Source organism: Pseudomonas sp. 2,4-D (genome assembly GCF_030418155.1).
Classification (GTDB): Bacteria; Pseudomonadota; Gammaproteobacteria; order Pseudomonadales; family Pseudomonadaceae; genus Aquipseudomonas; species Aquipseudomonas alloputida.
In genome coordinates this window covers 1-24444 of record NZ_JAUHUI010000058.1, presented here as the reverse complement: position 1 = coordinate 24444, position 24444 = coordinate 1, and the positions used below count along the sequence as shown (strand labels likewise).

24 protein-coding genes and 2 tRNA genes are annotated in these 24444 nt (G+C 63.0%); 15 read left to right on the top strand and 11 right to left on the bottom strand.

All coding sequences use genetic code 11. The annotated features are described in order from the left end of the window. Positions 1-43 precede the first annotated feature (43 nt). The 5 genes from ribF to ispH are packed head-to-tail and all read left to right on the top strand — an operon-like array spanning position 44 to position 5722. Complete coding sequence (ribF, locus tag QYE47_RS25585; protein ID WP_070383404.1) at positions 44-994, top strand: bifunctional riboflavin kinase/FAD synthetase; 951 nt, start codon at positions 44-46, stop codon at positions 992-994. Continuing rightward, positions 991-3822: an isoleucine--tRNA ligase gene (ileS, locus tag QYE47_RS25580; protein ID WP_014589580.1), complete on the top strand. Its 2832-nt coding sequence runs from the start codon at positions 991-993 to the stop codon at positions 3820-3822. Before ribF ends, ileS begins: the two co-directional genes overlap by 4 nt. Beyond that, positions 3815-4330, top strand: coding sequence for a signal peptidase II (gene lspA, locus QYE47_RS25575; RefSeq protein WP_014589581.1), 516 nt, complete (start codon positions 3815-3817; stop codon positions 4328-4330). Before ileS ends, lspA begins: the two co-directional genes overlap by 8 nt. Next, positions 4323-4760, top strand: a complete 438-nt coding sequence (gene fkpB / locus QYE47_RS25570) for an FKBP-type peptidyl-prolyl cis-trans isomerase (RefSeq protein ID WP_003247607.1) — start codon at positions 4323-4325, stop codon at positions 4758-4760. The genes lspA and fkpB overlap by 8 nt, the downstream gene beginning before the upstream one ends. A gap of 14 nt (positions 4761-4774) precedes the next feature. Next, a complete protein-coding gene (gene ispH / locus QYE47_RS25565; protein ID WP_004577287.1) occupies positions 4775-5722 on the top strand; it encodes a 4-hydroxy-3-methylbut-2-enyl diphosphate reductase in 948 nt (315 codons plus the stop codon). A gap of 76 nt (positions 5723-5798) precedes the next feature. Here the strand turns inward: ispH and QYE47_RS25560 are convergent, their stop codons facing one another. Then, positions 5799-6281 carry a GspH/FimT family protein gene (locus QYE47_RS25560; RefSeq protein WP_070383405.1) on the bottom strand — a complete coding sequence of 161 codons (483 nt, stop codon included), beginning with the start codon at positions 6279-6281 and terminating at the stop codon, positions 5799-5801. A 109-nt stretch (positions 6282-6390) separates the two neighbouring features. Between QYE47_RS25560 and QYE47_RS25555 the strand changes: the two genes are divergently transcribed. From QYE47_RS25555 to thiO, 5 genes are read left to right on the top strand one after another with little or no spacing between them, the layout of a single operon-like run. After that, positions 6391-6573 (top strand): prepilin-type N-terminal cleavage/methylation domain-containing protein, encoded by a 183-nt coding sequence (locus QYE47_RS25555; RefSeq protein ID WP_014589583.1) that lies wholly within the window; start codon positions 6391-6393, stop codon positions 6571-6573. Next, entirely contained in the window at positions 6570-7214 is a 645-nt protein-coding gene (locus tag QYE47_RS25550) for a PilW family protein (RefSeq protein ID WP_070383406.1), read from the top strand. The genes QYE47_RS25555 and QYE47_RS25550 overlap by 4 nt, the downstream gene beginning before the upstream one ends. Then, positions 7211-7675 (top strand): hypothetical protein, encoded by a 465-nt coding sequence (locus tag QYE47_RS25545; protein ID WP_070383407.1) that lies wholly within the window; start codon positions 7211-7213, stop codon positions 7673-7675. Before QYE47_RS25550 ends, QYE47_RS25545 begins: the two co-directional genes overlap by 4 nt. 1 nt (position 7676) lies before the next feature. Beyond that, positions 7677-8066 carry a type IV pilin protein gene (locus QYE47_RS25540; RefSeq protein WP_010951877.1) on the top strand — a complete coding sequence of 130 codons (390 nt, stop codon included), beginning with the start codon at positions 7677-7679 and terminating at the stop codon, positions 8064-8066. 54 nt (positions 8067-8120) lie between these two features. Beyond that, a complete protein-coding gene (gene thiO / locus QYE47_RS25535; RefSeq protein WP_014589587.1) occupies positions 8121-9218 on the top strand; it encodes a glycine oxidase ThiO in 1098 nt (365 codons plus the stop codon). 144 nt (positions 9219-9362) lie between these two features. On the opposite strand, the gene QYE47_RS25530 is transcribed toward thiO, so the two are convergent. The 10 genes from QYE47_RS25530 to QYE47_RS25485 all read right to left on the bottom strand — a co-directional run bounded on the left by QYE47_RS25530 (position 9363) and on the right by QYE47_RS25485 (position 19266). Continuing rightward, on the bottom strand, positions 9363-10772 hold the full coding sequence (locus tag QYE47_RS25530; RefSeq protein ID WP_070383408.1) for an amidase: 1410 nt from the start codon (positions 10770-10772) through the stop codon (positions 9363-9365). Between the two features lies 1 nt (position 10773). After that, positions 10774-12051 carry a Zn-dependent hydrolase gene (locus QYE47_RS25525; RefSeq protein WP_070383409.1) on the bottom strand — a complete coding sequence of 426 codons (1278 nt, stop codon included), beginning with the start codon at positions 12049-12051 and terminating at the stop codon, positions 10774-10776. A 152-nt stretch (positions 12052-12203) separates the two neighbouring features. Next, positions 12204-12899: an ABC transporter ATP-binding protein gene (locus QYE47_RS25520; RefSeq protein WP_012051120.1), complete on the bottom strand. Its 696-nt coding sequence runs from the start codon at positions 12897-12899 to the stop codon at positions 12204-12206. Further along, positions 12899-13651, bottom strand: coding sequence for an ABC transporter ATP-binding protein (locus QYE47_RS25515; protein ID WP_014589590.1), 753 nt, complete (start codon positions 13649-13651; stop codon positions 12899-12901). Before QYE47_RS25515 ends, QYE47_RS25520 begins: the two co-directional genes overlap by 1 nt. Next, positions 13651-14670: a branched-chain amino acid ABC transporter permease gene (locus QYE47_RS25510; protein WP_014589591.1), complete on the bottom strand. Its 1020-nt coding sequence runs from the start codon at positions 14668-14670 to the stop codon at positions 13651-13653. Before QYE47_RS25510 ends, QYE47_RS25515 begins: the two co-directional genes overlap by 1 nt. 1 nt (position 14671) lies before the next feature. Further along, positions 14672-15532: a branched-chain amino acid ABC transporter permease gene (locus QYE47_RS25505; protein ID WP_003247565.1), complete on the bottom strand. Its 861-nt coding sequence runs from the start codon at positions 15530-15532 to the stop codon at positions 14672-14674. 65 nt (positions 15533-15597) lie between these two features. Next, entirely contained in the window at positions 15598-16800 is a 1203-nt protein-coding gene (locus tag QYE47_RS25500) for an ABC transporter substrate-binding protein (RefSeq protein ID WP_003247562.1), read from the bottom strand. Between the two features lie 90 nt (positions 16801-16890). Continuing rightward, positions 16891-17655 (bottom strand): FadR/GntR family transcriptional regulator, encoded by a 765-nt coding sequence (locus QYE47_RS25495; protein ID WP_019437914.1) that lies wholly within the window; start codon positions 17653-17655, stop codon positions 16891-16893. Between the two features lie 266 nt (positions 17656-17921). Further along, complete coding sequence (locus QYE47_RS25490; RefSeq protein WP_014589594.1) at positions 17922-18152, bottom strand: PP0621 family protein; 231 nt, start codon at positions 18150-18152, stop codon at positions 17922-17924. 94 nt (positions 18153-18246) lie between these two features. Beyond that, positions 18247-19266: an outer membrane protein assembly factor BamD gene (locus tag QYE47_RS25485; RefSeq protein ID WP_004577276.1), complete on the bottom strand. Its 1020-nt coding sequence runs from the start codon at positions 19264-19266 to the stop codon at positions 18247-18249. A 147-nt stretch (positions 19267-19413) separates the two neighbouring features. On the opposite strand from QYE47_RS25485, the gene rluD reads away from it, so the two are divergent. From rluD to QYE47_RS25460, 5 genes are all read left to right on the top strand, one after another. Then, positions 19414-20376 (top strand): 23S rRNA pseudouridine(1911/1915/1917) synthase RluD, encoded by a 963-nt coding sequence (gene rluD, locus QYE47_RS25480; protein ID WP_003247554.1) that lies wholly within the window; start codon positions 19414-19416, stop codon positions 20374-20376. Further along, positions 20373-21113 carry a peptidoglycan editing factor PgeF gene (gene pgeF / locus QYE47_RS25475; RefSeq protein WP_014589596.1) on the top strand — a complete coding sequence of 247 codons (741 nt, stop codon included), beginning with the start codon at positions 20373-20375 and terminating at the stop codon, positions 21111-21113. Before rluD ends, pgeF begins: the two co-directional genes overlap by 4 nt. 249 nt (positions 21114-21362) lie before the next feature. Next, positions 21363-23927, top strand: coding sequence for an ATP-dependent chaperone ClpB (gene clpB / locus QYE47_RS25470; RefSeq protein WP_019437916.1), 2565 nt, complete (start codon positions 21363-21365; stop codon positions 23925-23927). Between the two features lie 362 nt (positions 23928-24289). Continuing rightward, positions 24290-24365: transfer RNA gene (locus QYE47_RS25465), tRNA-Asn, on the top strand. Between the two features lie 4 nt (positions 24366-24369). Further along, positions 24370-24443 (top strand) — tRNA-Pro (locus QYE47_RS25460). Position 24444 lies beyond the last annotated feature (1 nt).

Below are 24444 nucleotides of genomic sequence, written 5' to 3'. Positions count from 1 at the left end.
GGGTGTGGTTATAATCGGCCACTTTATGAGCAAGAAGCGCGTTATGCAGCTGGTTCGAGGTCTTCACAACCTGCGCCCCGAGCACCGGGGCTGTGTCGCCACCATTGGCAACTTCGACGGGGTTCACCGCGGCCACCAGGCAATCCTGGCGCGTCTGCGCGAGCGCGGTCAGGCCTTGGGCCTGCCGACCTGCGTGGTGATCTTCGAACCGCAACCACGCGAGTACTTCGCACCCGATACCGCGCCAGCGCGCCTGGCCCGGCTGCGCGACAAGATCGAGCTGCTGGCGACCGAAGGTATCGACCGGGTGCTGTGCCTGGCGTTCAACCATCGTCTGAGCAAGCTCAGTGCCGATGCCTTCGTCAAGGCCATCCTGGTCGACGGCCTGGGCGTGCGTCATCTCGAAGTGGGCGATGACTTCCGCTTCGGCTGCGATCGCGCTGGCGACTTCGCTTTCCTGGTCGAGGCCGGCAACGCGTACGGCTTTACCGTCGAGGCCGCCAACACGGTCATCCAGGATGGCCTGCGGGTCAGCAGCACAGAAGTGCGCAAGGCCTTGTCCGAGGGCGACTTCGAACTGGCCGAACACCTGCTGGGCCGCCCGTACCGCATTACAGGCCGCGTGCTGCACGGCCAGAAGCTGGCCCGCCAGCTCGGCACACCAACCGCCAACATCCAGCTCAAGCGCCGCCGCGTGCCGCTGTCCGGGGTATACCTGGGCAGCATCGTGATCGACGGCAAAGCTTGGCCGGGTGTCGGCAATATCGGCGTGCGCCCCACCGTTGCCGGTGATGGGCGCCCGCACCTGGAGATTCATCTTCTGGACTTTGCCGGCGATCTTTACGGCCGGCGCCTGACGGTGGAGTTCCACCACAAGCTGCGTGAAGAGCAGCGATTCGCCTCCCTGGAGGCGCTGAAGTCGGCGATCGATGCGGATATCGCCGCCGCACGTGCACATTGGCACGCTCAACCGCTAACGAAGAGCCTGAAATGACCGACTACAAAGCCACGCTTAACCTTCCGGACACCGCCTTCCCCATGAAGGCCGGCCTGCCTCAGCGCGAACCGCAGATCCTGCAGCGCTGGGACAGCATTGGCCTGTACCAGAAGCTGCGCGAAATTGGCAAGGATCGTCCCAAGTTCGTCCTGCACGACGGCCCGCCCTATGCCAACGGCAAGATTCACATCGGTCATGCGCTGAACAAGATCCTCAAGGACATGATCGTCCGTTCCAAGACCCTGGCCGGCTTCGATGCGCCGTACGTGCCAGGCTGGGACTGCCACGGCCTGCCGATCGAGCACAAGGTCGAGGTTACCCACGGCAAGCACCTTTCTGCCGACCGTACCCGCGAGCTGTGCCGCGAGTACGCTGCCGAGCAGATCGAAGGGCAGAAGACCGAGTTCATCCGCCTGGGCGTACTGGGTGACTGGGACAATCCATACAAGACCATGAACTTCGCCAACGAGGCCGGTGAAATCCGCGCTTTGGCCGAGATGGTCAAGCAAGGCTTCGTGTTCAAGGGCCTGAAGCCGGTGAACTGGTGCTTTGATTGCGGTTCGGCGCTGGCTGAAGCAGAAGTCGAGTACGCCGACAAGAAGTCGCAGACCATCGACGTGGCCTTCCCGGTTGCCGATGAAGCCAAGCTGGCCGCCGCCTTCGGCCTGGCATCGCTGGCCAAGCCGGCCGCCATCGTGATCTGGACCACCACCCCGTGGACCATCCCGGCCAACCAGGCCCTGAATATCCACCCGGAATTCAAGTACGCCCTGGTCGACACCGGCGAACGCCTGCTGGTGCTGGCTGAAGAGCTGGTCGAGTCGTGCCTGAAGCGCTACAACCTGGAAGGTTCGGTCGTTGCCACCGCCCAAGGTTCGGCGCTGGAGCTGATCAACTTCCGCCATCCTTTCTACGATCGCCTGTCGCCAATCTACCTGGCCGACTACGTCGAACTGGGTGCCGGTACCGGCGTGGTGCATTCCTCGCCAGCCTACGGTGAAGACGACTTCGTCACCTGCAAACGCTACGGCATGGTCAACGACGACATCCTTACCCCGGTGCAGAGCAACGGCGTGTATGTCGAGTCGCTGCCATTCTTCGGCGGCCAGTTCATCTGGAAGGCCAACCCGGCCATCGTCGAGAAGCTGAGCGAAGTCGGTGCGCTGATGCACACCGAAACCATCAGCCACAGCTATATGCACTGCTGGCGCCACAAGACCCCGCTGATCTACCGTGCCACCGCGCAGTGGTTCGTGGGCATGGACAAGCAGCCGAGCACCGGCGAGCCGCTGCGTGAGCGTGCACTGAAAGCCATCGAAGACACCAAGTTCGTCCCGGCCTGGGGCCAGGCGCGCCTGCACGCGATGATCGCCAACCGCCCGGACTGGTGCATCTCGCGTCAGCGCAACTGGGGTGTGCCGATTCCGTTCTTCCTGCACAAGCAGACCGGCGAGCTGCATCCGCGCACTGTCGAACTGATGGAAGAAGTGGCCAAGCGTGTCGAGCAGCAAGGCATCGAGGCCTGGTTCAAGCTGGACGCTGCTGAACTGCTGGGCGCTGAAGCCGACCAGTACGACAAGATCGCCGACACCCTCGACGTGTGGTTCGACTCGGGCACCACCCACTGGCACGTGTTGCGTGGCTCGCACGACATTGGCCATGCCACCGGCCCGCGCGCCGATCTGTACCTGGAAGGTTCCGACCAGCACCGCGGCTGGTTCCACTCGTCCTTGCTGACCGGTTGCGCCATCGATAACCATGCGCCATACCGCGAACTGTTGACCCACGGGTTCACCGTGGACGAGAACGGCCGCAAGATGTCCAAGTCGCTGGGCAACACCATCGAGCCGGAGAAGGTCAACAACACCCTGGGTGCCGATATCCTGCGCCTGTGGGTTTCGGCCACCGACTATTCCGGTGAAATGGCCGTTTCCGAGCAGATCCTGCAGCGCAGTGCCGACGCCTACCGGCGTATCCGCAATACCGCCCGCTTCCTGCTGTCCAACCTGTCCGGCTTCGACCCGGCCCGCGACCTGCTGGCCCCGGAAGACATGCTGGCGCTGGACCGCTGGGCCGTGGACCGTACCCTGCTGCTGCAACGCGAACTGGAAGAGCACTACAGCGAGTACCGTTTCTGGAACGTCTACTCCAAGGTGCACAACTTCTGCGTACAGGAGCTGGGTGGCTTCTACCTCGACATCATCAAGGACCGCCAGTACACCACCGGCGCCAACAGTGTCGCCCGCCGTTCCTGCCAGACTGCGCTGTACCACATCAGCGAGGCGCTGGTGCGCTGGATCGCGCCGATCCTGGCATTCACCGCCGACGAAATCTGGCAGTACCTGCCGGGCGAGCGCAACGAGTCGGTAATGCTCAACGGCTGGTACCAAGGCCTGAGCGAGCTGCCGGAAGGCACCGAGTTGGACCGCGCCTACTGGGACCGCGTGATGGCAGTGAAGGCATCGGTCAACAAGGAGCTGGAAAACCAGCGCACCGCCAAGGTCATCGGCGGCAACCTGCAAGCCGAAGTGACCCTGTACGCCGACGAAGGCCTGAGTGCCGACCTGGGCAAGCTGGGCGACGAGCTGCGCTTCGTGCTGATCACCTCGGCCGCCAGCGTGGTGCCGTTCGCGCAGGCGCCGGCCGAAGCCGTAGCCACCGAAGTCGAAGGCCTCAAGCTGCAAGTGGTCAAGTCCGGCCACACCAAGTGCGGCCGTTGCTGGCACTTCCGCGCCGACGTCGGCAGCCATCCGGAGCACCCGGAAATCTGCGGCCGTTGCGTCGACAACCTGACCGGCTCTGGTGAGGTGCGCCACTATGCCTAACCCTGCAGCGGGGCGCTTCGGGCGCCTTGCATGGCTGTGGCTGAGCTTGCTGGTCCTGGTCGTCGACCAGGCCACCAAGCTGTACTTCAACAACGCTCTGACCATGTACCAGCAGATCGTGGTCATTCCTGACTACTTCAGCTGGACCCTGGCCTACAACACCGGTGCCGCGTTCAGCTTCCTGGCTGACGGTGCGGGTTGGCAGCGCTGGTTGTTCGCCCTGATCGCCGTGGTGGTCAGCGCGGTACTGGTCGTCTGGCTCAAGCGCCTGGGGCGCAACGAGACCTGGCTGGCCGTGGCGCTGGCGCTGGTGCTGGGTGGGGCGATTGGCAACCTGTACGACCGCATCGTGCTGGGCCATGTGGTCGACTTCATCCTGGTGCACTGGCAGAACCGTCATTACTTCCCGGCCTTCAACGTGGCCGACAGCGCCATCACCGTTGGTGCGGTGATGCTGGCGCTGGATATGTTCAAGAGCAAGAAGTCCGAGGATCCGGTCCATGACTGACACCCGTATCGGCCAGAACACCGAAGTCACCCTGCACTTCGCGCTGCACCTGGAAAACGGCGACACCGTCGACAGCACGTTCGATAAAGCCCCGGCCACCTTCAAAGTGGGTGATGGCAACCTGCTGCCGGGCTTTGAAAACGCCCTGTTCGGCTTCAAGGCCGGTGACAAGCGCACCGTGGTGGTTGCCCCGGAGAACGCCTTCGGCCAGCCTAACCCGCAGAACGTGCAGGTCATGCCGAGGTCCAACTTCGAAGGCATGGAGTTGTCCGAAGGGCTGCTGATCATCTTCAACGACGCCGCCAACACCGAGCTGCCGGGTGTGGTCAAAGCGTTCGATGACGATCAGGTCACCATCGACTTCAATCACCCACTGGCTGGCAAGACCCTGACCTTCGAGGTGGAGATCCTCGAGGTGAAGGCCCTGTAAGCCTGGAGCCGAGCATGCAAATCAAACTCGCCAACCCGCGCGGCTTCTGCGCCGGGGTCGACCGGGCGATCGAGATCGTCAACCGCGCGCTGGAAGTCTTCGGCCCGCCGATCTATGTGCGTCACGAAGTGGTGCACAACAAGTTCGTGGTGGAAGACTTGCGTAACCGCGGCGCCATCTTTGTCGAAGAGCTGGACCAAGTGCCGGACGATGTCATCGTCATCTTCAGTGCCCACGGTGTTTCCCAGGCTGTGCGCCAGGAAGCTGCTGGCCGTGGCCTGAAAGTGTTCGATGCCACCTGCCCGCTGGTGACCAAGGTTCACATCGAAGTGGCCAAGTACAGCCGCGATGGCCGTGAGTGCATTCTCATCGGCCACGAAGGGCACCCGGAAGTCGAAGGCACCATGGGCCAGTACGATGCCAGCAACGGCGGCGCCATCTACCTTGTCGAAGACGAGGAAGATGTTGCCAACCTGCAGGTGCGCGACCCGAACCACCTGGCTTTCGTCACCCAGACAACACTGTCGATGGACGACACCAGCCGCGTCATCGATGCGCTGCGTGCGCGGTTCCCGAACATCGGTGGCCCGCGCAAGGACGACATCTGCTACGCCACCCAGAACCGCCAGGACGCCGTCAAGCAACTGGCCGGCGAGAGCGACGTGGTGCTGGTGGTGGGCAGCCCGAACAGTTCCAACTCCAACCGTTTGCGCGAGCTGGCTGAGCGCATGGGCACCCCGGCCTACCTGATCGACGGTGCCGAGGACATGCAACGCGGCTGGTTTGACCAGACCGCGCGGATCGGCATCACCGCCGGTGCTTCGGCACCCGAAGTGCTGGTGCGTGGCGTGATCGAACAGCTCAAGGCCTGGGGCGCTACTGGCGCTGAAGAGCTGGACGGGCGCGAAGAGAACATCACCTTTTCAATGCCCAAAGAACTGCGGGTTCGCTCGCTGATCTGACGGGCAGCACCGCCGCCAATGCAGGGGCTGCTTTGCAGCCCTTGCGCGACTCAAGACTGTTCCTGCAATGACCGCGCTAGCAGCGGTCATTGCTCAGGTCCTCCGTAAGCACCCTGACTCTGCCGCTTGATGCCAGCACCACCTGATATCGGCTGCGAGCAGCGGCGCGTTCGCACATTTCCAGTGTTGCGCCCAACCAGCTGTTACCCAACGTCATTGGCATGCCCAGCGCACTGAATTTGAACTGCTCACCGCGATTGCTGGTTATTTTCAGCGGCTTTGGAAGGCGCTGTTCGCGCAGCACCTGCCGGTTATGCTCCAGCACTACCCGCCACCCATTCCCCCAATTACCGTCCAGCGCCAGCACCAGCACCGGCTGACCCTGCAACAGCGCATGGCTGCGTGCACTGCGCAGCGCCTGCGCCAGATCACGGGCAGCCGCCGCCCGGTGCAGGTCATCGCTCATTCGGGCGTAGGCCGGCATGCCCAGTTGGGTCAGCAAGACCGCCACGGCCAAGGCCGACAACATTTGTATCAGTGTTACGCCGCGTTGCTTCACCGTGCATTCCTCCCTGGACGTGCTTGGCTATAGCTTCCTGGCGGTTGGACAAGAGGTCCAGTCGCCCAAGTTGAAAGCAATGACGGGAAAAGTCGCAGGAGGTGCAGGGATGCACGAAAGGCAAGGGGGCATGACGCTTCTGGAAGTGCTGTTGGCGGTTGTGGTCGTGGCCGTGGGTATGTTCGCCGCAGCGGGGCTGCAACTGCAGGCCTTGCAGGCTGTGGACAGCGCGCGTCGCAATGGGCAGGCGGCAATGGCGGCGCACAGCGAGCATGAACGGGGGCGTCGATGAGGCACGGCCAACGTGGTTTTGGTTTGGTTGAGCTGATGTTGGCGCTGACTATCGGGTTGATGCTGTTGGCGGCCGCCAGTCAGCTCTTTGCATCGGCTCACCAGGCCTGGCGCCTGCAAAGTACTGCGCTGCGCATGCAGGATGAGGCGCGGCAGGCGTTGCTGCGCATGGCCCAGGATATTCGCATGGCCGGCATGTTTGGCTGTTTGCGCCTGAAACCTTCCGATTTCGATGACCCGGCATTACAGCAGGTCTTCGCTCGCCCCCTGGTGATCGAAGCGTCCACCCTCAGCCTGATCGTGGCGGAGTTGCCTGGGCAAGCTGGCCGACCTGACTGGTTTCTGCACACCAATTGCCTGACCGAAGTGTCTGTCGATGAAGCGCGCAAGGCTGGGGACCCACTGGTGTACCCGGTCAGCAGGTATGTCTACCAGCTCCAGGACGATAAGCTGAGGTTCAAACGCGGAAACAGCAAATTTCAACCGTTGGTTGATAATGTGCAGGCGATGCGTGTGGAGCGTGTGCAGATGGTGGGGGGAGAGCGGGTGGATATCAGCCTGACGCTTTACGAACCCACGCTCAAGGTTCAGCAGCACCATGAGTTGAGCGTCGCAATCCGCAACCCGGTCCCCGCTTCATGACTCACCAGCGTGGCGTGGTTCTTCTACTGGCCTTGGTCCTGAGCGTCCTGCTGGGCCTGCTTGCCACATCTGCCCTGCGCGACGCGCTGGTGGAATCGCGGATGACCGGCTACCTGAGCGATGGCCTGATGGCGCTGGAAGAGGCTGAGGCCACTTTGCTGGCTGGGGTACGCGAACTTGAACGGGCGCCCCCTGACGTTTGTAACGCGTGCCTGCCACCGCCCAGGCCGCACGATCTGGTTGGGCAGTGGCAAGGAACCCAGACCGGCTTTTTCCAGCTGCAGAACCTGGGTGTCAGCACACGTGCCGCGCACATGCCCGAAGGGCAGCCGGTTAGCCTGTTCCGGATTACCGCCGTCAGCAAGCAAAGCCGCTCACGGCATGTGCTGGAAGCGGTCTACGCCGTGGCCGGCAATCAAACCCAACGCATCACCTGGCGGCAAAGATTGCGAGGAGACTGACATGCAGCAAGGCTTGAGCCTGATCGAGTTGTTGATTGTGCTGGCCGTGACCGGCATTCTGGCAGCCATTGCCTACCCCAGTTACAGCGACCAGCTTCGGCGAGCCGCGCGCAGCGAAGTGGTTGGCCTGCTGCATGATGCCGCCCTGCGCCTGGAGCGCCACCGCGTGCGCACTGGCCAATACGCCGAGGGCGACCTGGTCTTGCCCGAAGGTACCCGCTACTACAGCCTGCAGGCCCAGCGCGACAGTGACACCTTCACGCTGCGCGCCCGGCGGCTACCGCATGGGCTGATGGCGCAGGATGGCTGTGGCGATTTCCAGCTCGACCAGGCTGGCGTGCAGCACAATCCGGGCGCCGTTGAGCACAGCACGCACTGTTGGGGAAGTTGAAGGTTCAATGATGCCCGGTGCATCGCGGTTTTACTTCAGGTGTTGGATCGACAGATGAGCAAGCAAGTAGTGGTGGTTGGCGGCGGGGTGATCGGCCTGCTGACGGCATTCAACCTGGCAGCCAAGGTCGGCCAGGTGGTGGTGTGCGATCAGGGCGAGGTTGGCCGAGAGTCGTCCTGGGCTGGCGGTGGCATTGTCTCGCCGTTGTACCCGTGGCGTTACAGCCCCGCCGTGACCGCTCTGGCGCACTGGTCGCAGGACTTTTATCCACAGCTGGGCGAGCGTCTGTTCGCCAGCACCGGCGTCGACCCCGAAGTTCACACCACCGGGCTGTACTGGCTCGACCTGGACGACGAGGCCGAAGCATTGGCCTGGGCTGTGCGTGAGCAGCGGCCGCTCAGTGCCGTGGATATTTCGGCGGCCTACGATGCGGTGCCGGTGCTGGGCCCGGGCTTCAAGCACGCCATCTACATGGCTGGCGTGGCCAATGTGCGCAACCCACGCTTGGTCAAGTCGCTTAAGGCGGCGTTGCTGGCGCTGCCGAACGTGACCTTGCGCGAACACTGCCAGATCAGCGGCTTCGTGCAGGAAAAGGGGCGCGTGACCGGTGTCCAGACGGCTGATGGCGTATTGGCGGCGGATGAGGTTGTGCTCAGCGCAGGCGCCTGGAGTGGCGACCTGTTGCGCACCCTTGGCCTTGAACTGCCGGTGGAGCCCGTGAAGGGCCAGATGATCCTGTTCAAGTGCGCTGAAGACTTCTTGCCGAGCATGGTGCTGGCCAAGGGGCGCTATGCAATCCCGCGACGTGACGGGCACATTCTGGTGGGGAGCACGCTGGAACACGCCGGGTATGACAAGACCCCGACCGGGGATGCGCTGGAAAGCCTGAAGGCATCGGCGGTGGAGTTGTTGCCAGAGCTTGAAGGCGCCACAGTGGTGGCGCACTGGGCGGGACTGCGGCCGGGGTCGCCAGAAGGCATCCCTTACATTGGGCCTGTGCCGGGGCATGAAGGGTTGTGGCTGAACTGCGGGCATTATCGCAATGGGCTGGTGCTGGCGCCGGCTTCGTGCCAGCTGTTTACCGATTTGCTGACAGGGGCCGAGCCGATTATCGACCCGGCGCCGTATGCGCCAGAAGGGCGTTTGGGCTGAGGGCCTCTTCGCGGGTAAACCCGCTCCTACACGAGCGGGCTCACCCGCGAAAGGGCCGCAGAAACCAACACAGATTTCAGCCAGTAATCGGTGCGTGTAGGAGCGGGTTCACCCGCGAAAGGGCCGCAGAAGCCAATACAGATTTCAGCCAGTAATCGGTACTTGCAAGTGCCGGCTCGGATAATGCTGCTCATACACCTTGCACACCCGCAGCACTTGCTCATCGGCAAAGCGCCCGGCCACCACCTGCAGGCCCACCGGCAACCCCTCGCGGGTAAACCCGCAGGGCACCGAGGCTGCCGGCTGTTGGGTCAGGTTGAAGGGGTAACTGAACGGCGTCCACTCCATCCATTGCGCCATCCCCGACCCAGGCGGCACGTTGTGTCCGGCTTCGAACGCCACCAACGGCAGCATCGGCGATATCAGCACGTCATATCGCTGATGAAAGGCATTCATCTTCGCAATCAATTCTGCCCGGGCCTCAAGCGCCTGAGTGTATTCGCCAAGGCTGATCTGTGCGCCTTGTTCGGCGATCCAGCGCAGCCCCGGGTCAAGCAACGCTCTCTGCTCATCGCTCAAGGCACTGGCCAACCGCGCCGCACCGGCAAACCACAGGGTATTGAAGGTTTCCAGCGGGTCGCTGAAGCCCGGGTCCACTTCCTCTACCTGCGCACCCAGCCGCGCCAGGCGCTGCACCGCTTGCGCCACCAGTGCCTGGATCTGTGGGGCGACCTGCACGTAACCGAAGTTGGCGCTGTAGGCGATGCGTAGCCCGCTCAGATCTTGCTGCTGGCTGAGCCAAGGCGCCTGCCGGGGTGCGCCGGCCAAACCGTCGCGGGCATCGGGGCGCGCTACGCAGTCGAGCATCAGCACCGAGTCGTCCACGGTACGCGTCATCGGCCCCAGGTGCGACAGCACGGTCATGGCGCTGGCCGGCCATTGCGGTACATAGCCGAAGGTCGGTTTGATGCCGAAGGTGCCGGTAAAGGCGCAGGGGATGCGAATCGAACCACCGGCATCGCTGCCCTGATGCAGCACCCCCAGGTTCAGCGCGGCGGCTGCCGCAGCACCACCAGACGAACCACCGGCAGTCAGCCTGGTATCCCAAGGGTTGCGAGTAATGCCGTAAAGCGGGTTGTCGGTCACGCCTTTCCAGCCGAACTCCGGCGTGGTGGTCTTGCCTACCAGCACTGCACCGGCTTCACGCATGAAGGCGCTGAAGGGCGCATCGACCTCCCATGGGCCGGCGCCCGAGGTAGTACGCGAGCCCTTGCGGGTAGGCATGCCGCGGGTCAGGGTCAGGTCCTTGATCGAGGCGGGTACACCATCCAGTCGGCCACAGGGTTGGCCACGTTGCCAGCGCTGTTCGCTGGCACGGGCGGCGGCGCGGGCACCTTCGCCGTCGACATGGCAGTAGGCGTTGACCGCCGGGTTATGCAGGTCGATGCGCGCCAGCACATCGTCGACCACCTCGACGGGTGACAACTGGCGGCGCTGGTACAGTTCGAGCAGTTCGACGGCGGTGAGTTCGCCAATCGCGGTTTTCTGGGTCATTTCAACGGGCTCCCGGGTTGGCGGCCTGGAACATGGCGCGCAACAGGACGTCGCAACCATCGGCCAGGTCCTGGGGCGCGGCATTTTCGATTTCGTTGTGGCTAATGCCACCTTCGCATGGCACGAAGATCATCCCGGCCGGGCCCAGCTCGGCGAGGAAGATTGCATCGTGACCGGCGCCGCTGACGATATCCATGTGGCTCAGGCCCAGCGCACGCGCCCCTTGGCGCACGGCATCCACGCACTGCTCGGCGAAGTACAGCGGCGGGAAGTCGGCTGTCGGGGTCAACTGATAGCTCAGGCCATGTTTCACCGTGCTGGTTTCGATGGCTGCGCGCACTTCGCTGACCATGGCGTCGAGGTGTCCAGGGTCGAGGTGGCGCAGGTCGATGGTCATGTGCACCTGGCCGGGGATAACGTTGCGCGAACCTGGATGCAGGGTCAGGCAGCCGACCGTGCCGCAGGCATGTGGCTGGTGCGCGTGAGCGACGCGGTTGACCGCAGCCACCACCTCGGCTGCGCCGACCAATGCGTCCTTGCGCAGGTGCATGGGTGTGGGGCCTGCATGCGCCTCGACGCCGGTAAGGGTCAGGTCGAACCATTTTTGCCCCAGGCAGCCCTGGACCACGCCGATGGTGGTGCGTTGGTCTTCCAGCACCGGGCCTTGCTCGATATGTGCTTCGAAGTAGGCGCCCACGGCATGCCCGGTAGGCACGCGCGGGCCGGCGTAGCCGATGCGCTGCAATTCAGCGCCGACCGACAGACCTTGGTCATCGACCTTGTCCAGGGTTTCCTGCAGGCCGAACTTACCGGCAAACACGCCCGAGCCCATCATGCAGGGCGGGAAGCGCGAACCTTCTTCGTTGGTCCATACCACCACTTCCAGCGGGGCTTCGGTGGTCAGGTGCAGGTCGTTGAGCGTGCGCATCACTTCGAGGCCGGCCATGACGCCGTAGCAGCCATCGAACTTGCCGCCGGTGGGTTGGGTGTCGATGTGGCTGCCGGTCATGATGGGCGGCAGGGCAGGGTTGCGCCCGGGGCGGCGGGCGAAGATATTGCCGATGGCGTCTACGCTGACCGTGCAGCCGGCCTCTTCGCACCAGTGTACGAACAGGTCGCGCGCCTGGCGGTCGAGGTCGGTCAGGGCCAGGCGGCATACGCCGCCCTTGGCGGTGGCGCCGAGTTGGGCCAGGTCCATCAATGATTGCCACAGGCGCTCGCGGCTGACCAACGGGCCTTGGCCGAGCAGGTGCTGCGAGGGATCGATGCGGGTGTTCATGGTTCATCTCTCCTGAAATTACTGGGTGGCTTGTACCGGCCTATTCGCGGGTGAACCCGCTCCTACAAAGGCCTCGCAGGGCTGGGGGTGGTGACACCTTTGTAGGCGCGGGTTTGCCCGCGAAAGGGCCGGTACAGGTAAGCACTGTCGGGTCAGGCGCTAAGGGCCAGGTAACGGTTCTTGATGCTCGGGTCCTCGCGGAACTGCGCCGCACTGCCCTGGTAAGCGACGCGGCCCTGCTCCAGCACATAGTGGCGATCAGCAAGGGCATCGCAGACCATCAGGTTCTGCTCTACCAGCAGGATCGACAGCCCTTCGTCCTTGATCCGTCGCAGGATCTTCACCAGTTCATCGACAATCACCGGGGCCAGGCCCTCGGTGGGCTCGTCGAGGATCAGCAGCTTGGGGCCGTTGAGCAGGGCGCGGGCGATAGCGAGCATCTGTTGCTCACCACCGGACAGGGCAAAGCCACCGTTGCGGCGACGCTCCTTCAGGCGCGGGAACATGCTGTACACGTCCTCCAGCTGCCAGCGGCTGGCCTTGCGCACGGCAATCTTCAGGTTCTCCTCCACGCTGAGCTGGCGGAAAATGCCGCGGTGTTCCGGCACCAGAGCAATGCCGAGCCGGGCGATATCGAAAATTTCGCGTCCGACCAATTGCTGGCCGTTGAAGCTGATCTGCCCCTGTCGTGGGCGGACGATGCCAAGGATGCTGCGCAAGGTGGTGGTCTTGCCTGCACCGTTGCGCCCCAGCAGCGTTACCAGTTCGCCAGCCTCAACCTTGAGCGAGACACCTTCGAGCACATGGCTCTTGTCGTAGTAGGAATGGATCGAATCGACGTTGAGCATCAGGCGGCCTCTCCAAGGTAGGCGGTGCGTACGCGCTCGTCGTTGCGCACCTGTTCAGGGGTACCCTCGACCAGGATCTGGCCGTGACTCATCACCGTGATGCGCTGGCTGATCGACATGACAATGCTCATGTTGTGTTCAATCAGTAGCACGGTATGGTCGCGGCCAAGATCGCTGATCAGGTCGGTCATCACCGGGATGTCGTCGATGCCCATGCCCGAAGTGGGTTCGTCGAGCATCAGCAGGGTGGGCTTGGCGCAGATCGACATGCCCACTTCCAGCACTCTTTGCTGGCCGTGCGACAGCTCGCCCGCCAGGGTGTCGGCACGGGCGCTCAGTTTCAGGCGCTCCAGCACCTGGTCGGCGGTGTTCCAGTGGCTGCGCTTGTGCTCGACACTGCGCCAGAAGTTCAGCGCGCCCAGGCCATCACGGCCCTGGGCGGCCAGGCGCAGGTTCTCGCGCACGGAAAGGTTCTGGAACAGGCTGGTGAGCTGAAACGAACGCGCCATGCCAAGTGCCACCCGCCCGTGGGACGGCTTGCGAATGATGTCCTGGCCATTGAACAGGATCTTGCCGGCAGTGGCCTGACGTTCGCCGGTCAGGCAGTGGAACAGGCTGGTCTTGCCGGCGCCGTTGGGGCCGATAATGGTGTGGATGGTGCCGGCTCGCACCTTGAGGTCAACGCCCGCGACCGCCTTGAACGGCCCGTAAGCCAGCTCCAGCTGGCGGGTTTCCAGGAGGTAGTCGCTCATCACAGGGTCTCCTTGGTCTTGGCCTGGGGTTTGTCATCGGCATTGCGGGTGGCCAGCAGGCGCTTGCCCAGTTCGGTCAGGCCGCCCCACAGGCCGCCACGCATGAACACCACCACCAGAATCAGGATCACCCCCAGCAGCATCAGCCAGCGTGGCCAAAGCTCCGACAGCACGTCACCCAGCAGCACGATGGCGCCGGCCCCCAGCAGCGAGCCGAACAGTGAGCCGGTGCCACCGACGATGGTCATGATCAGGATGTTCTCGCTCATCATCAGGTCGATGTTCGACAGCGGCGCAAAGTGCAGCAGCATGGCGTACAGCGCCCCGGCGATGCCGGTGATGGCGCCCGACAGCATGAACACCAGAATCTTGAAATGGCGGGTGTCGTAGCCGATGGCAGCGGCGCGGGTCTCGTTCTCACGGATAGCCAGCAGGGTGCTACCGAACGGCGAACGGATCACCCGCAGGGCTGCGGCGAAGATCAACAGGAACAGCACCGCGACGAACACATAGAAGTGCCGCGGATCGGCCAGGTCGACCAGCACATGGCCGGCGATTTCGATATTCGGCCGTGGCACATCGAGTAGGCCGTTGTCACCGCCGGTCCAGTCGCTGAGGGTATAGGCCAGGAAGTAGGCCATCTGGCTGAAGGCCAGGGTCAGCATGACGAAGTAGATGCCCGTGCGACGGATCGCCAGTGCGCCCACCAGCAGCGCGAGAAGGGCGCCGAACACAGCTGCGCCAAGCAGTGCGGCGAACATGCCCCACTGCAGGTGGATCATCAGCAACGCTGCGCCATAGGCGCCCACGCCAAAGAAGATGCCCTGGCCGAACGACAGCAGTCCGGTGTAGCCGAGCAGCAGGTTGCAGGCCAGTGCGGCCATGGCAAAGATCAGGATCTCGGTAGCCAGGGTGGCCGAGGGCAGCAACAGCGGCAGCGCCACCAGGCTGGCAACTACCAGCGACAGCAGCGCCGGGGCGCGGCCCTTGGCGACTGGCAATGGGTTTTTCTCGCTCATCTCAGGCTCTCCCGAACAGGCCGTAGGGACGGACCAGAATCACTGCTGCCATAGCGCCATAGATCATCAGGCTGGCACCTTGCGGCCAGAGACTGGTCATCATGCTTTGCACCACACCCACCAGCAGGCCGCCAACCAGCGCCCCGCCGAACGACCCCATGCCGCCAATCACCACCACCACGAAGGCAATGCCGAGGATTTCCGGGCCGACGAAGGGCTGGGCGCCCCGTAGCGGCGCAAACAGCACACCCGCCACACCTGCCAGGCCCACGCCCAGGGCGAATGTCAGGGAGAACAGGCGGAAAATGTTGGTGCCCAACAGCGACACGGTTTCGGTGCTTTCGCTACCGGCCCGCACCAGTGCGCCGAAACGGGTGCGTTCCAGCAGCAGCCACAGGCCAATACCGATCAGCGCTGCGAAGCCGATCAGGAACAAGCGGTAGTAGGGGTAGATGAAGTCGCCGAGTATCAGCACCCCGCGCAGTTCGGGTGGCACGGCAATGTTCTTGCCCACCGGGCCCCAGATCAGCACCGACGCTTCCTGGATGATCAGCGCGATGCCGAGGGTGACGAGGATCTGGAAGGTGTGCGGCAGGTGGTAGATGCGTTTGATCAACAGGCGCTCGACCGCCCAGGCCAGTGCGGCCACCACCAGTGGCGCAATCAGTAGCGCCAGCCAGAAGTTGCCGGTGACGGCCACGGCGGTGTAGCACAGGTAGGCGCCCAGCAAGAAAAACGCGCCGTGGGCGAAGTTGACGAAGTTGAGCAGGCCGAAAATGATCGTCAGGCCTACGGCGATGAGGAAGTAGATCATCCCCAGGCCCAGGCCGTTGAGCAGTTGGAACAGGTACAAATCGAGCATGAGCGTGCCCTCGACAGCGCGCCGGGCGGCTGCCTGTACAAGTGTTTGTGACTAACGCCGCAGCTTCAGGCCAGGGCGCAACCGGTGTGATCGACCTCGACGAACGAGCGGCCCGAACTGATGACTTCGGCCAGGTCGTCCTCGTCGCGCATCTGCCCCTGGGGCTTGCCGCGCAGCAGGTAGTAGTCCTTGAGCACCTGGTGGTCACCCGGGCGGATCAGTTCTTCGCCGGTCGGGCCCTGGAAACGCATGCCCTGCAATGCCGCAGACACGGCGGCCCCGTCCAGGCTGCCGGCCTTGACGATGGCCTCGAGCATCACCTTGGTGCCGATGTAGTCGGCGGCCAGCGGGTAGTTGGGGTTGATGCCATAGGCCTTGCGGGTGGCGGCGACCAACTGTTTGTTCAGCGGGGTATCGACCTGGTGCCAGTACTGCGCGCCCAGGTACACGCCCTCGAGCACGTCGCTGCCCAGCTCCTGGAACTGGTCGAGGCCGGCAGACCACACCATCAGCACTTTCATGCGGTCCTTGATGCCGAAGTTGACCGCCTGGCGCAGGGCGTTGGAGGCCTGGCTACCGAAGTTGAGCAGCACCAGCACGTCGGGCTTGGCGGCGATGGCGTTGGTCAGGTAGCCGGAAAATTCCTGCTCCTGCAGCGAGTGGTAGCTGTTGCCGATGTGTTCCACGCCGAGCTCGGCGAACACTTTGCGGGCGTTGTCCAGCAGGGCATCGCCGAATACGTATTGCGGGGTGATGGTGTACCAGCGCTTGGCCTGGGGCAGCTGGCGGCTCATCGGCACCAGGGTTTCGCGGATGGCACCATAGGTGGGCACCGACCAGCGGAAGGTTGAGGCATTGCAGTCCTTGCCGGTGATTTCATCGGCGCCCACAGGCGTCATGAACACGCCGCCGGCTTTGTGGATCTCCTTGGACACCGCCAGTGCCGAAGACGACAGGGTGCACCCCTGGAAGAAGCGTGCGCCATCCTGGCCGATGGCTTCCTGCACCTTGCGCACCGCCTTGCCGGCGTTGCCTTCGGTGTCGATGACTTTGTACTTGAGCGGGTGGCCGAGCAACTGCGGGTGCTCGGCGATGGCCAGGCGCGAGCCCATGTCGGCGTACTTGCCGTAGCTGGCGAAGGCGCCCGACATGGACTTGAGCCCATAGAAGGTCAGCGGTTGGTCGGCGAATGCCCGGTGTGCCCCCAAGGGGAGGCTACCTAAGGCACCCAGGGCAAGGCCTGCCTTGAGCAGGGTACGTCTTTGCATGAGTAACTCCTTGTTTGTGGTTATTAGGCAGGAGTGGCAATGACAAAGCGGGTACGGCCGGGCCTGTGTGCAGGCCTCTTTACAGGCGCATCAGTGGTGGTGATCGAACTCCAGCAGGAAGTTGCGGGCAACCTCGCCTTCCAGCGCGGTCATGTGGTGCTCGGCGTCGCACATGTGTTCGTGCATCAGCCGGCGTACGGCGGGTTCGTCGCTGGCGCGCAAGGCGGTCAGCAGTTGCTTGTGGTAGCCGATGTTGGCGGCGGCGAACTGCTGGCGCTTGGGCAGGTAGGCCTTTTTCAGCACCACCAGGTCGCGCAGCAGGTCGTTGAGGAACACCGCCATGAAACGCAGCAACGGGTTGGGGCAGCGGTTGGCCAGCAAGGTGTGGAATTCAAGTTCCGCCAAGCGCTGCTCACGCTGGCCTTCCTCGCTGTCTTCCGGCGCGCTGCAGAAGTCGATGTTGGCCTGCAGCGCGGCGTAATCGGCTTCGCTCAGCTTGCCCATCACCGACACCGCCAGTTCTACCTCAATGACTTTGCGCAGCTGGTACACCTGTTCACCGTCCAGGTGCTGAAAGTGCAGGTAGTTGCGCAGTGCGCGGCTGGCTGGCTCGGTGCCCACTTCGTTCAGGTAGGCACCCCCGGTCGGGCCGGTGCGGGTGCTGACCAGGCCCTCTACCTCCAGTGCCTTGAGCGCTTCGCGGGCGGTGCCCTTGGAACATTCGAAATGCTCCATCAGCTCACGCTCGGTGGGCAGGCGGTCGCCGGGGTGCAGCGCTTCGGTGACGATCGAGCGCTTGACTGATTCGACGATCACATCGGACAGCTTCTGGCGCTTGCGTTTGGGTTTGAGCATTTCGCTATTTTTCATATTTATGCGGATAAATAGGATTTAGCGAATTTTGGCCGGACGGGTCAATGCTGGCGGGGGGAAGGGGTCGTAAATGGTGTGAAAGGGTCGGGGAGGGATATGTGGAACACGAAATTGCAGATAAAAACTGTGGGAGCGGGCGTGCCCGCGAACACCGGCGAAGCCGGTGCCATACACCGTGGTGCCTGCTTCGCGGGCAAGCCCGCTCCCACAGATTTCGAATTGGTTTCAGGATTGAACAGACATCGTGTTCAGCCTTGGTGGCCAGGGCCCTGCTGCAGGTGGGCCTGGCTGCAATACCACTCATTGCCCTGCTGCAGCGCACGGTCGTTGGGCAGGTGCACGCCACAATGGGCACAGCGCACCATCTTCAGCGGCGCATCCAGCTTCGCCTCGGGGTGCGACTGCTGGCTGACTTTGTACTTGCGCCACAGCCAGAACGCGGCGGCGATCAGGGCGATCCAGAAAAGTAGGCGAACCATGATGTCCAGCTTGTCGATTGAAGAAGCCGACAGTCTAGGACGCGGCCAATAAAAAAGGGAGGCCCAAGGCCTCCCTTTCATTCACCACTGAAGGTCAGTCGAACAGACCAAAGGTCATGTAGCTGAACCAGGAACGGTCTTTCTCGGCTTCTTTCGGGCCTTCCGGCACGATCGGGTCGCCGTTCTCGTCTTTAGGCAGCAGCTCTCGCGGCATCTCGTCGCGCGCGTCCTGGAACTGCTTGACCACGTCCTGGTTGGCGCGGGTTTCGCCTGGCGGTAGCGGGGTATCGGTTTCGATCAGGCCCAAGGTGGCCTTGGACAGCCAGCCGCGGCCGTCAGACTCGGTCTGCTTGGGCTGGAACTCGCCATCGACCAGGCTCGGGTGGTCCGGGTAGTTGAGCTTGAGGGTTTCCAGGCTCGTGGCGGCCAGTTCGTCCAGGTGCAGCTTCTGGTACGACTCGACCATCACGGCCAGGCCGTCACCGACGGACGGGGTTTCCTGGAAGTTTTCGACCACGTAGCGGCCACGGTTGGCAGCTGCTACATAAGCCTGGCGGCTCAGGTAGTAGTCGGCCACGTGGATTTCGTACGAAGCCAGCAGGTTGCGCAGGTAGATCATGCGCTGCTTGGCGTCTGGCGCGTAGCGGCTGTTGGGGAAGCGGCTGGTCAGCTGGGCGAACTCGTTGTACGAGTCGCGGGCGGCGCCCGGGTCACGTTTGGTCATGTCCAGCGGCAGGAAACGCGCCAGCAGGCCACGGTCCTGGTCGAACGAGGTCAGGCCCTTGAGGTAGTAGGCGTAATCGACGTTCGGGTGCTGCGGGTGCAGGCGGATAAAGCGCTCGGCGGCCGACTTGGCGGCCTCGGGCTCGGAATTCTTGTAGTTGGCGTAGATCAGCTCGAGCTGCGCCTGATCGGCATAGCGGCCGAACGGGTAGCGCGACTCCAGGGCCTTGAGCTTGTTCACGGCGCTGGTGTAGCTGGAGTTGTCCAGATCAGCCTGGGCCTGCTGGTACAGTTCGGCCTCGCTGAGGTTCTCGTCAATGACCTCTTTATTAGAGGAACAGGCCGCGGTAAGCCCGAGGATGGCGATCAGCAGCAGGTGTTTCACTCGCATGGCGGCTTGCGTCCCTTTGACGGCCGCTGTCTTGGGCGGTGCCGTCCTGTTATGATGAGCGCCCCGGCCAACCCCGGGACAAAAGAAGCCGTATTTAACCACAAGCTCGCAGCCGAAACCAAAGGCTGTGCGCCCGCCGAATCGAGCATGTCCGAGATCATTCAACTTAGCGCAGAGGTACCGTCCGAACTGGGCGGCCAACGCCTCGACCAGGTCGCCGCCCAATTGTTCGCCGAGTACTCGCGTTCGCGGCTAACTTCGTGGATCAAAGAGGGCCGCCTGACGGTCGATGGTGCAGTCGTGCGCCCTCGAGACCTTGTTCATGGTGGCTCTCTGCTTGCCCTGGAGGCCGAACAAGAGGCCCAGGGCGAGTGGATCGCAGAAGATATCGAACTGGATATCGTCTACGAAGACGACCACATCCTGGTGATCAACAAGCCTGCCGGGCTGGTTGTGCACCCGGCGGCCGGGCATGCCAGCGGCACCCTGCTCAACGCGCTGCTGCACCATGTGCCAGACATCGTCAACGTGCCGCGCGCCGGTATCGTGCACCGCCTGGACAAGGACACCACCGGCCTGATGGTGGTGGCCAAGACCCTGCAGGCGCAGACCAAGCTGGTCGAGCAGATGCAGGCTCGCAAGGTCAGCCGCATTTACGAGTGCATCGTGATTGGCGTGGTGACTGCCGGTGGCAAGATCGACGCGCCCATCGGCCGTCACGGCGGCATGCGCCAGCGCATGGCTGTAACCGACGGCGGCAAGCCGGCGGTCAGCCACTACCGCGTACTCAAGCGCTTCCGCTCGCACACCCACGTGCGGGTCAAGCTGGAAACCGGCCGTACCCACCAGATTCGCGTGCACATGGCCCACGTGGGTTTCCCACTGGTTGGCGACCAGACGTACGGCGGGCGCTTCCGCATTCCGCCCGCTGCCAGCCCGACCATGGTCGAGGCGGTCAAGACCTTCCCGCGCCAGGCGCTGCATGCGCGTTTCCTCGCCTTGGCCCACCCGATTACCGGTGAAGTCATGAAGTGGGAATCGCCACTGCCGGATGACTTCGTCTGGTTGCTGTCGCTGCTGAACCAGGACCGCGAGAGCTTCATCGGATGAGTGAGCTGACGCAGGCGTTGCTGTTCCCCGACTGGCCGGCCCCGGCTTCGGTCCGCGCCTGTGTCACCACCCGTCAGGGTGGCGTCAGCCTGCCGCCCTATGAAACCTTCAACCTCGGCGACCATGTTGGGGATGACCCTGCCGCGGTCGCCGAGAACCGCCGCCGCCTGAGTGAACAGTTCGCCATCCAACCGGCCTGGCTCAAGCAGGTGCATGGGCGGGTGGTGGCGGATGCCGACCCGGCCGTGGTGGCCGAGGCCGATGCCAGCTGGACCCGCCAGCCTGGCATTGCCTGCACCGTGATGACCGCCGATTGCCTGCCTGCGTTGTTCTGCGACCGTGCCGGCACCCGCGTGGCGGCGGCGCATGCTGGCTGGCGTGGGCTGGCGGGTGGCGTGCTGGAAGCCACGCTGGACCGGCTGGCGCTGCCGCCAGAAGAGGTGCTGGTGTGGTTGGGGCCTGCCATCGGCCCGCAAGCGTTCGAAGTGGGGCTGGAAGTGCGTGATGCCTTTACCGCCGTGCACCCGCAAGCAGCTCGGGCATTCGTCGACGGCGAACGGCCAGGCAAGCTGTTGGCGGATATCTATGAGCTGGCGCGTATTCGCCTGGCTGCCCGTGGCGTGACTGCTGTTTATGGCGGTGGCTTGTGCACGGTCAGTGATGCGCGGTTCTTCTCCTATCGCCGTACCCCGCAGGGTGGGCGTTTTGCATCGTTGGTCTGGCTGGACCCGCGCTAGCCTGTACCGGCCTCTTCGCGGGCACGCCCGCTCCCACAGAGATTCCGCAAACGTTGAAACCGGTGGTGTAACTGTGGGGGCGGGCATGCCCGCGAATGGCCCCCATTAATCCAACAGGTTGACTTTGGTCAACCCCGCTACGCTTGAATCTTCCAGAATCAGCCTTATCTATAAAGTCATCTCAGGCAGGTTTCTTTATAAACAGGCGCTGTCCATCGCTCCGACCTGCCCTTTAAAGGAAGGTACACCATGCGAATAGACCGTTTAACCAGCAAGCTGCAACTTGCAATATCCGATGCCCAGTCTTTGGCCGTTGGCATGGACCACCCTGCCATCGAGCCCGTGCACCTGTTACAGGCGCTGCTCGAACAGCAGGGTGGTTCCATCAAACCGCTGCTGATGCAGGTAGGCTTTGACATCAATGGCCTGCGCCAGGGGCTGGTGAAAGAGCTCGACCAACTGCCGAAAATACAGAACCCTACCGGCGACGTGAACATGTCGCAGGACTTGGCACGCCTGCTTAACCAGGCAGACCGCCTGGCACAGCAGAAGGGCGACCAGTTCATTTCCAGCGAGCTGGTGCTGTTGGCCGCCATGGACGAAAACAGCAAGCTCGGCAAGCTGCTGCTGAGCCAGGGCGTGAGCAAGAAAGCGCTGGAAAATGCCATCAACAACCTGCGTGGCGGCGCGGCAGTGAATGACGCCAACGCCGAGGAATCGCGCCAGGCGCTGGACAAATACACCGTCGACCTGACCAAGCGTGCCGAAGAGGGCAAGCTGGACCCGGTCATTGGCCGTGACGATGAAATCCGCCGTACCGTGCAGGTGCTGCAACGCCGTACCAAGAACAACCCGGTGCTGATCGGTGAGCCTGGCGTGGGTAAAACCGCCATTGCCGAAGGCCTGGCCCAGCGCATCATCAACGGTGAAGTGCCCGACGGCCTCAAAGGCAAGCGCCTGCTGGCGCTGGACATGGGCGCGCTGATTGCCGGTGCCAAGTACCGCGGTGAGTTCGAAGAGCGCTTGAAAAGCCTGCTGAACGAACTGTCCAAGCAGGAAGGCCAGATCATCCTGTTCATCGACGAACTGCACACCATGGTTGGCGCCGGCAAAGGCGAGGGCGCCATGGACGCCGGCAACATGCTCAAGCCGGCCCTGGCCCGCGGCGAGCTGCATTGCGTAGGTGCCACCACGCTGAACGAGTACCGCCAGTTCATCGAAAAGGACGCCGCCCTGGAGCGCCGCTTCCAGAAGGTGCTGGTCGAGGAGCCGAGCGAGGAAGACACCATCGCCATCCTGCGTGGCCTGAAAGAGCGCTATGAAGTGCACCACAAGGTGGCCATCACCGACGGTGCAATCATCGCTGCGGCCAAGCTCAGCCACCGCTACATTACTGACCGCCAGCTGCCGGACAAGGCCATTGACCTGATCGACGAAGCGGCCAGCCGCATCCGCATGGAGATTGACTCCAAGCCGGAAGTGCTCGACCGCCTTGATCGCCGCCTGATCCAGCTGAAGGTGGAGTCGCAGGCGCTGAAGAAAGAAGAAGACGAAGCGGCGAAAAAGCGCCTGGAGAAGCTGACCGAGGAAATCGAGCGGCTGGAGCGTGAGTATTCCGACCTGGAAGAAATCTGGGCTTCGGAGAAAGCTGAAGTGCAGGGCTCGGCGCAGATCCAGCAAAAGATCGAGCAGTCTCGCCAGGAGCTGGAAGCCGCCCGTCGCAAAGGCGACCTGAACCGCATGGCCGAACTGCAGTACGGGGTGATCCCGGACCTGGAGCGCAGCCTGCAGATGGTCGACCAGCACGGCAAGACCGACAACCAGTTGCTGCGCAACAAGGTCACCGAGGAAGAAATTGCCGAAGTGGTGTCGAAGTGGACCGGCATTCCTGTGGCCAAGATGCTCGAAGGCGAGCGTGAGAAGCTGCTGAAGATGGAAGAGCTGCTGCACCAGCGCGTGATTGGCCAGAGCGAGGCGGTAACCGCCGTAGCCAACGCCGTACGCCGCTCACGTGCCGGGCTGTCCGACCCGAACCGGCCAAGTGGTTCGTTCCTGTTCCTCGGCCCGACCGGTGTGGGCAAGACCGAACTGTGCAAGGCGCTGGCCGAGTTCCTGTTCGACACCGAAGAGGCGATGGTGCGCATCGACATGTCCGAATTCATGGAGAAGCATTCCGTAGCGCGCCTGATCGGTGCACCACCAGGCTATGTAGGGTATGAAGAGGGCGGTTACCTGACCGAGGCCGTGCGCCGCAAGCCTTACTCGGTGGTGCTGCTGGATGAGGTGGAAAAAGCCCACCCGGATGTGTTCAACGTGCTGTTGCAGGTGCTGGAAGACGGCCGCCTGACCGACAGCCATGGGCGCACCGTGGACTTCCGCAACACCGTAATCGTGATGACCTCCAACCTGGGTTCCGCGCAGATTCAGGAACTGGTGGGTGACCGCGAGGCACAGCGTGCGGCAGTGATGGATGCGGTGGGGGCGCACTTCCGTCCGGAGTTCATCAACCGCATCGACGAAGTGGTGGTGTTCGAGCCTTTGGGCCGCGAGCAGATTGCCGGTATTACCGAAATCCAGCTGGGCCGCCTGCGCAGCCGCCTGCTGGAGCGCGAACTGTCGCTGAGCCTGAGCCCAGAGGCGTTGGACAAGCTGATTGCCGTGGGTTACGACCCGGTGTACGGTGCGCGGCCGCTGAAGCGTGCGATCCAGCGCTGGATCGAGAACCCGCTGGCGCAGCTGATTCTGGCAGGCAAGTTCTTGCCGGGTTCGGCGATCACCGCCAAGGTGGAAGGCGACGAAATCGTCTTTGGCTGATTGTGTTGCACCATGAGCCCCGCGTTTGCGGGGCTTTTTTTGCCTGTTGCCAATGCCGGCACAGCCCAGCTATTTCGGGCCTTTGCGCCAATCCGGGGTAACCGACTGAAATTTTTGAAATTTTTGCTTGCATCAAATTTAGAGTGCCCCTAATATACGCCGCGTTGTCAGGCACTAAGCGAATCACCAGCAACATCGGCGATCGCAAAACAACTTACAAATCAGTAAGTTGAATGAAAAAAAGTGGTTGACAAGCAAAACGAAGAATGTAGAATAGCCGGCCTCAGCAGCGACAACGCGAAAGCGAAGAAGCTAAAGAGTCCGAAGCGAACACAGTCTTCGGAGTTGTACCGAAGTTCAGTTCCGCGATAGCTCAGTCGGTAGAGCAAATGACTGTTAATCATTGGGTCCCTGGTTCGAGTCCAGGTCGCGGAGCCAATCTCGGGGTGTAGCGCAGTCCGGTAGCGCGCCTGCTTTGGGAGCAGGATGTCAGGAGTTCGAATCCCCTCACCCCGAC

Bases quoted from the DNA above. Each gene is read 5' to 3' on its own strand.
- ribF (WP_070383404.1), top strand. From the start codon at position 44: ATGCAGCTGGTTCGAGGTCTTCACAACCTGCGCCCCGAGCACCGGGGC.
- ileS (WP_014589580.1), top strand. From the start codon at position 991: ATGACCGACTACAAAGCCACGCTTAACCTTCCGGACACCGCCTTCCCC.
- lspA (WP_014589581.1), top strand. From the start codon at position 3,815: ATGCCTAACCCTGCAGCGGGGCGCTTCGGGCGCCTTGCATGGCTGTGG.
- fkpB (WP_003247607.1), top strand. From the start codon at position 4,323: ATGACTGACACCCGTATCGGCCAGAACACCGAAGTCACCCTGCACTTC.
- ispH (WP_004577287.1), top strand. From the start codon at position 4,775: ATGCAAATCAAACTCGCCAACCCGCGCGGCTTCTGCGCCGGGGTCGAC.
- QYE47_RS25555 (WP_014589583.1), top strand. From the start codon at position 6,391: ATGCACGAAAGGCAAGGGGGCATGACGCTTCTGGAAGTGCTGTTGGCG.
- QYE47_RS25550 (WP_070383406.1), top strand. From the start codon at position 6,570: ATGAGGCACGGCCAACGTGGTTTTGGTTTGGTTGAGCTGATGTTGGCG.
- QYE47_RS25545 (WP_070383407.1), top strand. From the start codon at position 7,211: ATGACTCACCAGCGTGGCGTGGTTCTTCTACTGGCCTTGGTCCTGAGC.
- QYE47_RS25540 (WP_010951877.1), top strand. From the start codon at position 7,677: ATGCAGCAAGGCTTGAGCCTGATCGAGTTGTTGATTGTGCTGGCCGTG.
- thiO (WP_014589587.1), top strand. From the start codon at position 8,121: ATGAGCAAGCAAGTAGTGGTGGTTGGCGGCGGGGTGATCGGCCTGCTG.
- QYE47_RS25530 (WP_070383408.1), bottom strand. From the start codon at position 10,772: ATGACCCAGAAAACCGCGATTGGCGAACTCACCGCCGTCGAACTGCTC.
- QYE47_RS25525 (WP_070383409.1), bottom strand. From the start codon at position 12,051: ATGAACACCCGCATCGATCCCTCGCAGCACCTGCTCGGCCAAGGCCCG.
- QYE47_RS25520 (WP_012051120.1), bottom strand. From the start codon at position 12,899: ATGCTCAACGTCGATTCGATCCATTCCTACTACGACAAGAGCCATGTG.
- QYE47_RS25515 (WP_014589590.1), bottom strand. From the start codon at position 13,651: ATGAGCGACTACCTCCTGGAAACCCGCCAGCTGGAGCTGGCTTACGGG.
- QYE47_RS25510 (WP_014589591.1), bottom strand. From the start codon at position 14,670: ATGAGCGAGAAAAACCCATTGCCAGTCGCCAAGGGCCGCGCCCCGGCG.
- QYE47_RS25505 (WP_003247565.1), bottom strand. From the start codon at position 15,532: ATGCTCGATTTGTACCTGTTCCAACTGCTCAACGGCCTGGGCCTGGGG.
- QYE47_RS25500 (WP_003247562.1), bottom strand. From the start codon at position 16,800: ATGCAAAGACGTACCCTGCTCAAGGCAGGCCTTGCCCTGGGTGCCTTA.
- QYE47_RS25495 (WP_019437914.1), bottom strand. From the start codon at position 17,655: ATGCTCAAACCCAAACGCAAGCGCCAGAAGCTGTCCGATGTGATCGTC.
- QYE47_RS25490 (WP_014589594.1), bottom strand. From the start codon at position 18,152: ATGGTTCGCCTACTTTTCTGGATCGCCCTGATCGCCGCCGCGTTCTGG.
- QYE47_RS25485 (WP_004577276.1), bottom strand. From the start codon at position 19,266: ATGCGAGTGAAACACCTGCTGCTGATCGCCATCCTCGGGCTTACCGCG.
- rluD (WP_003247554.1), top strand. From the start codon at position 19,414: ATGTCCGAGATCATTCAACTTAGCGCAGAGGTACCGTCCGAACTGGGC.
- pgeF (WP_014589596.1), top strand. From the start codon at position 20,373: ATGAGTGAGCTGACGCAGGCGTTGCTGTTCCCCGACTGGCCGGCCCCG.
- clpB (WP_019437916.1), top strand. From the start codon at position 21,363: ATGCGAATAGACCGTTTAACCAGCAAGCTGCAACTTGCAATATCCGAT.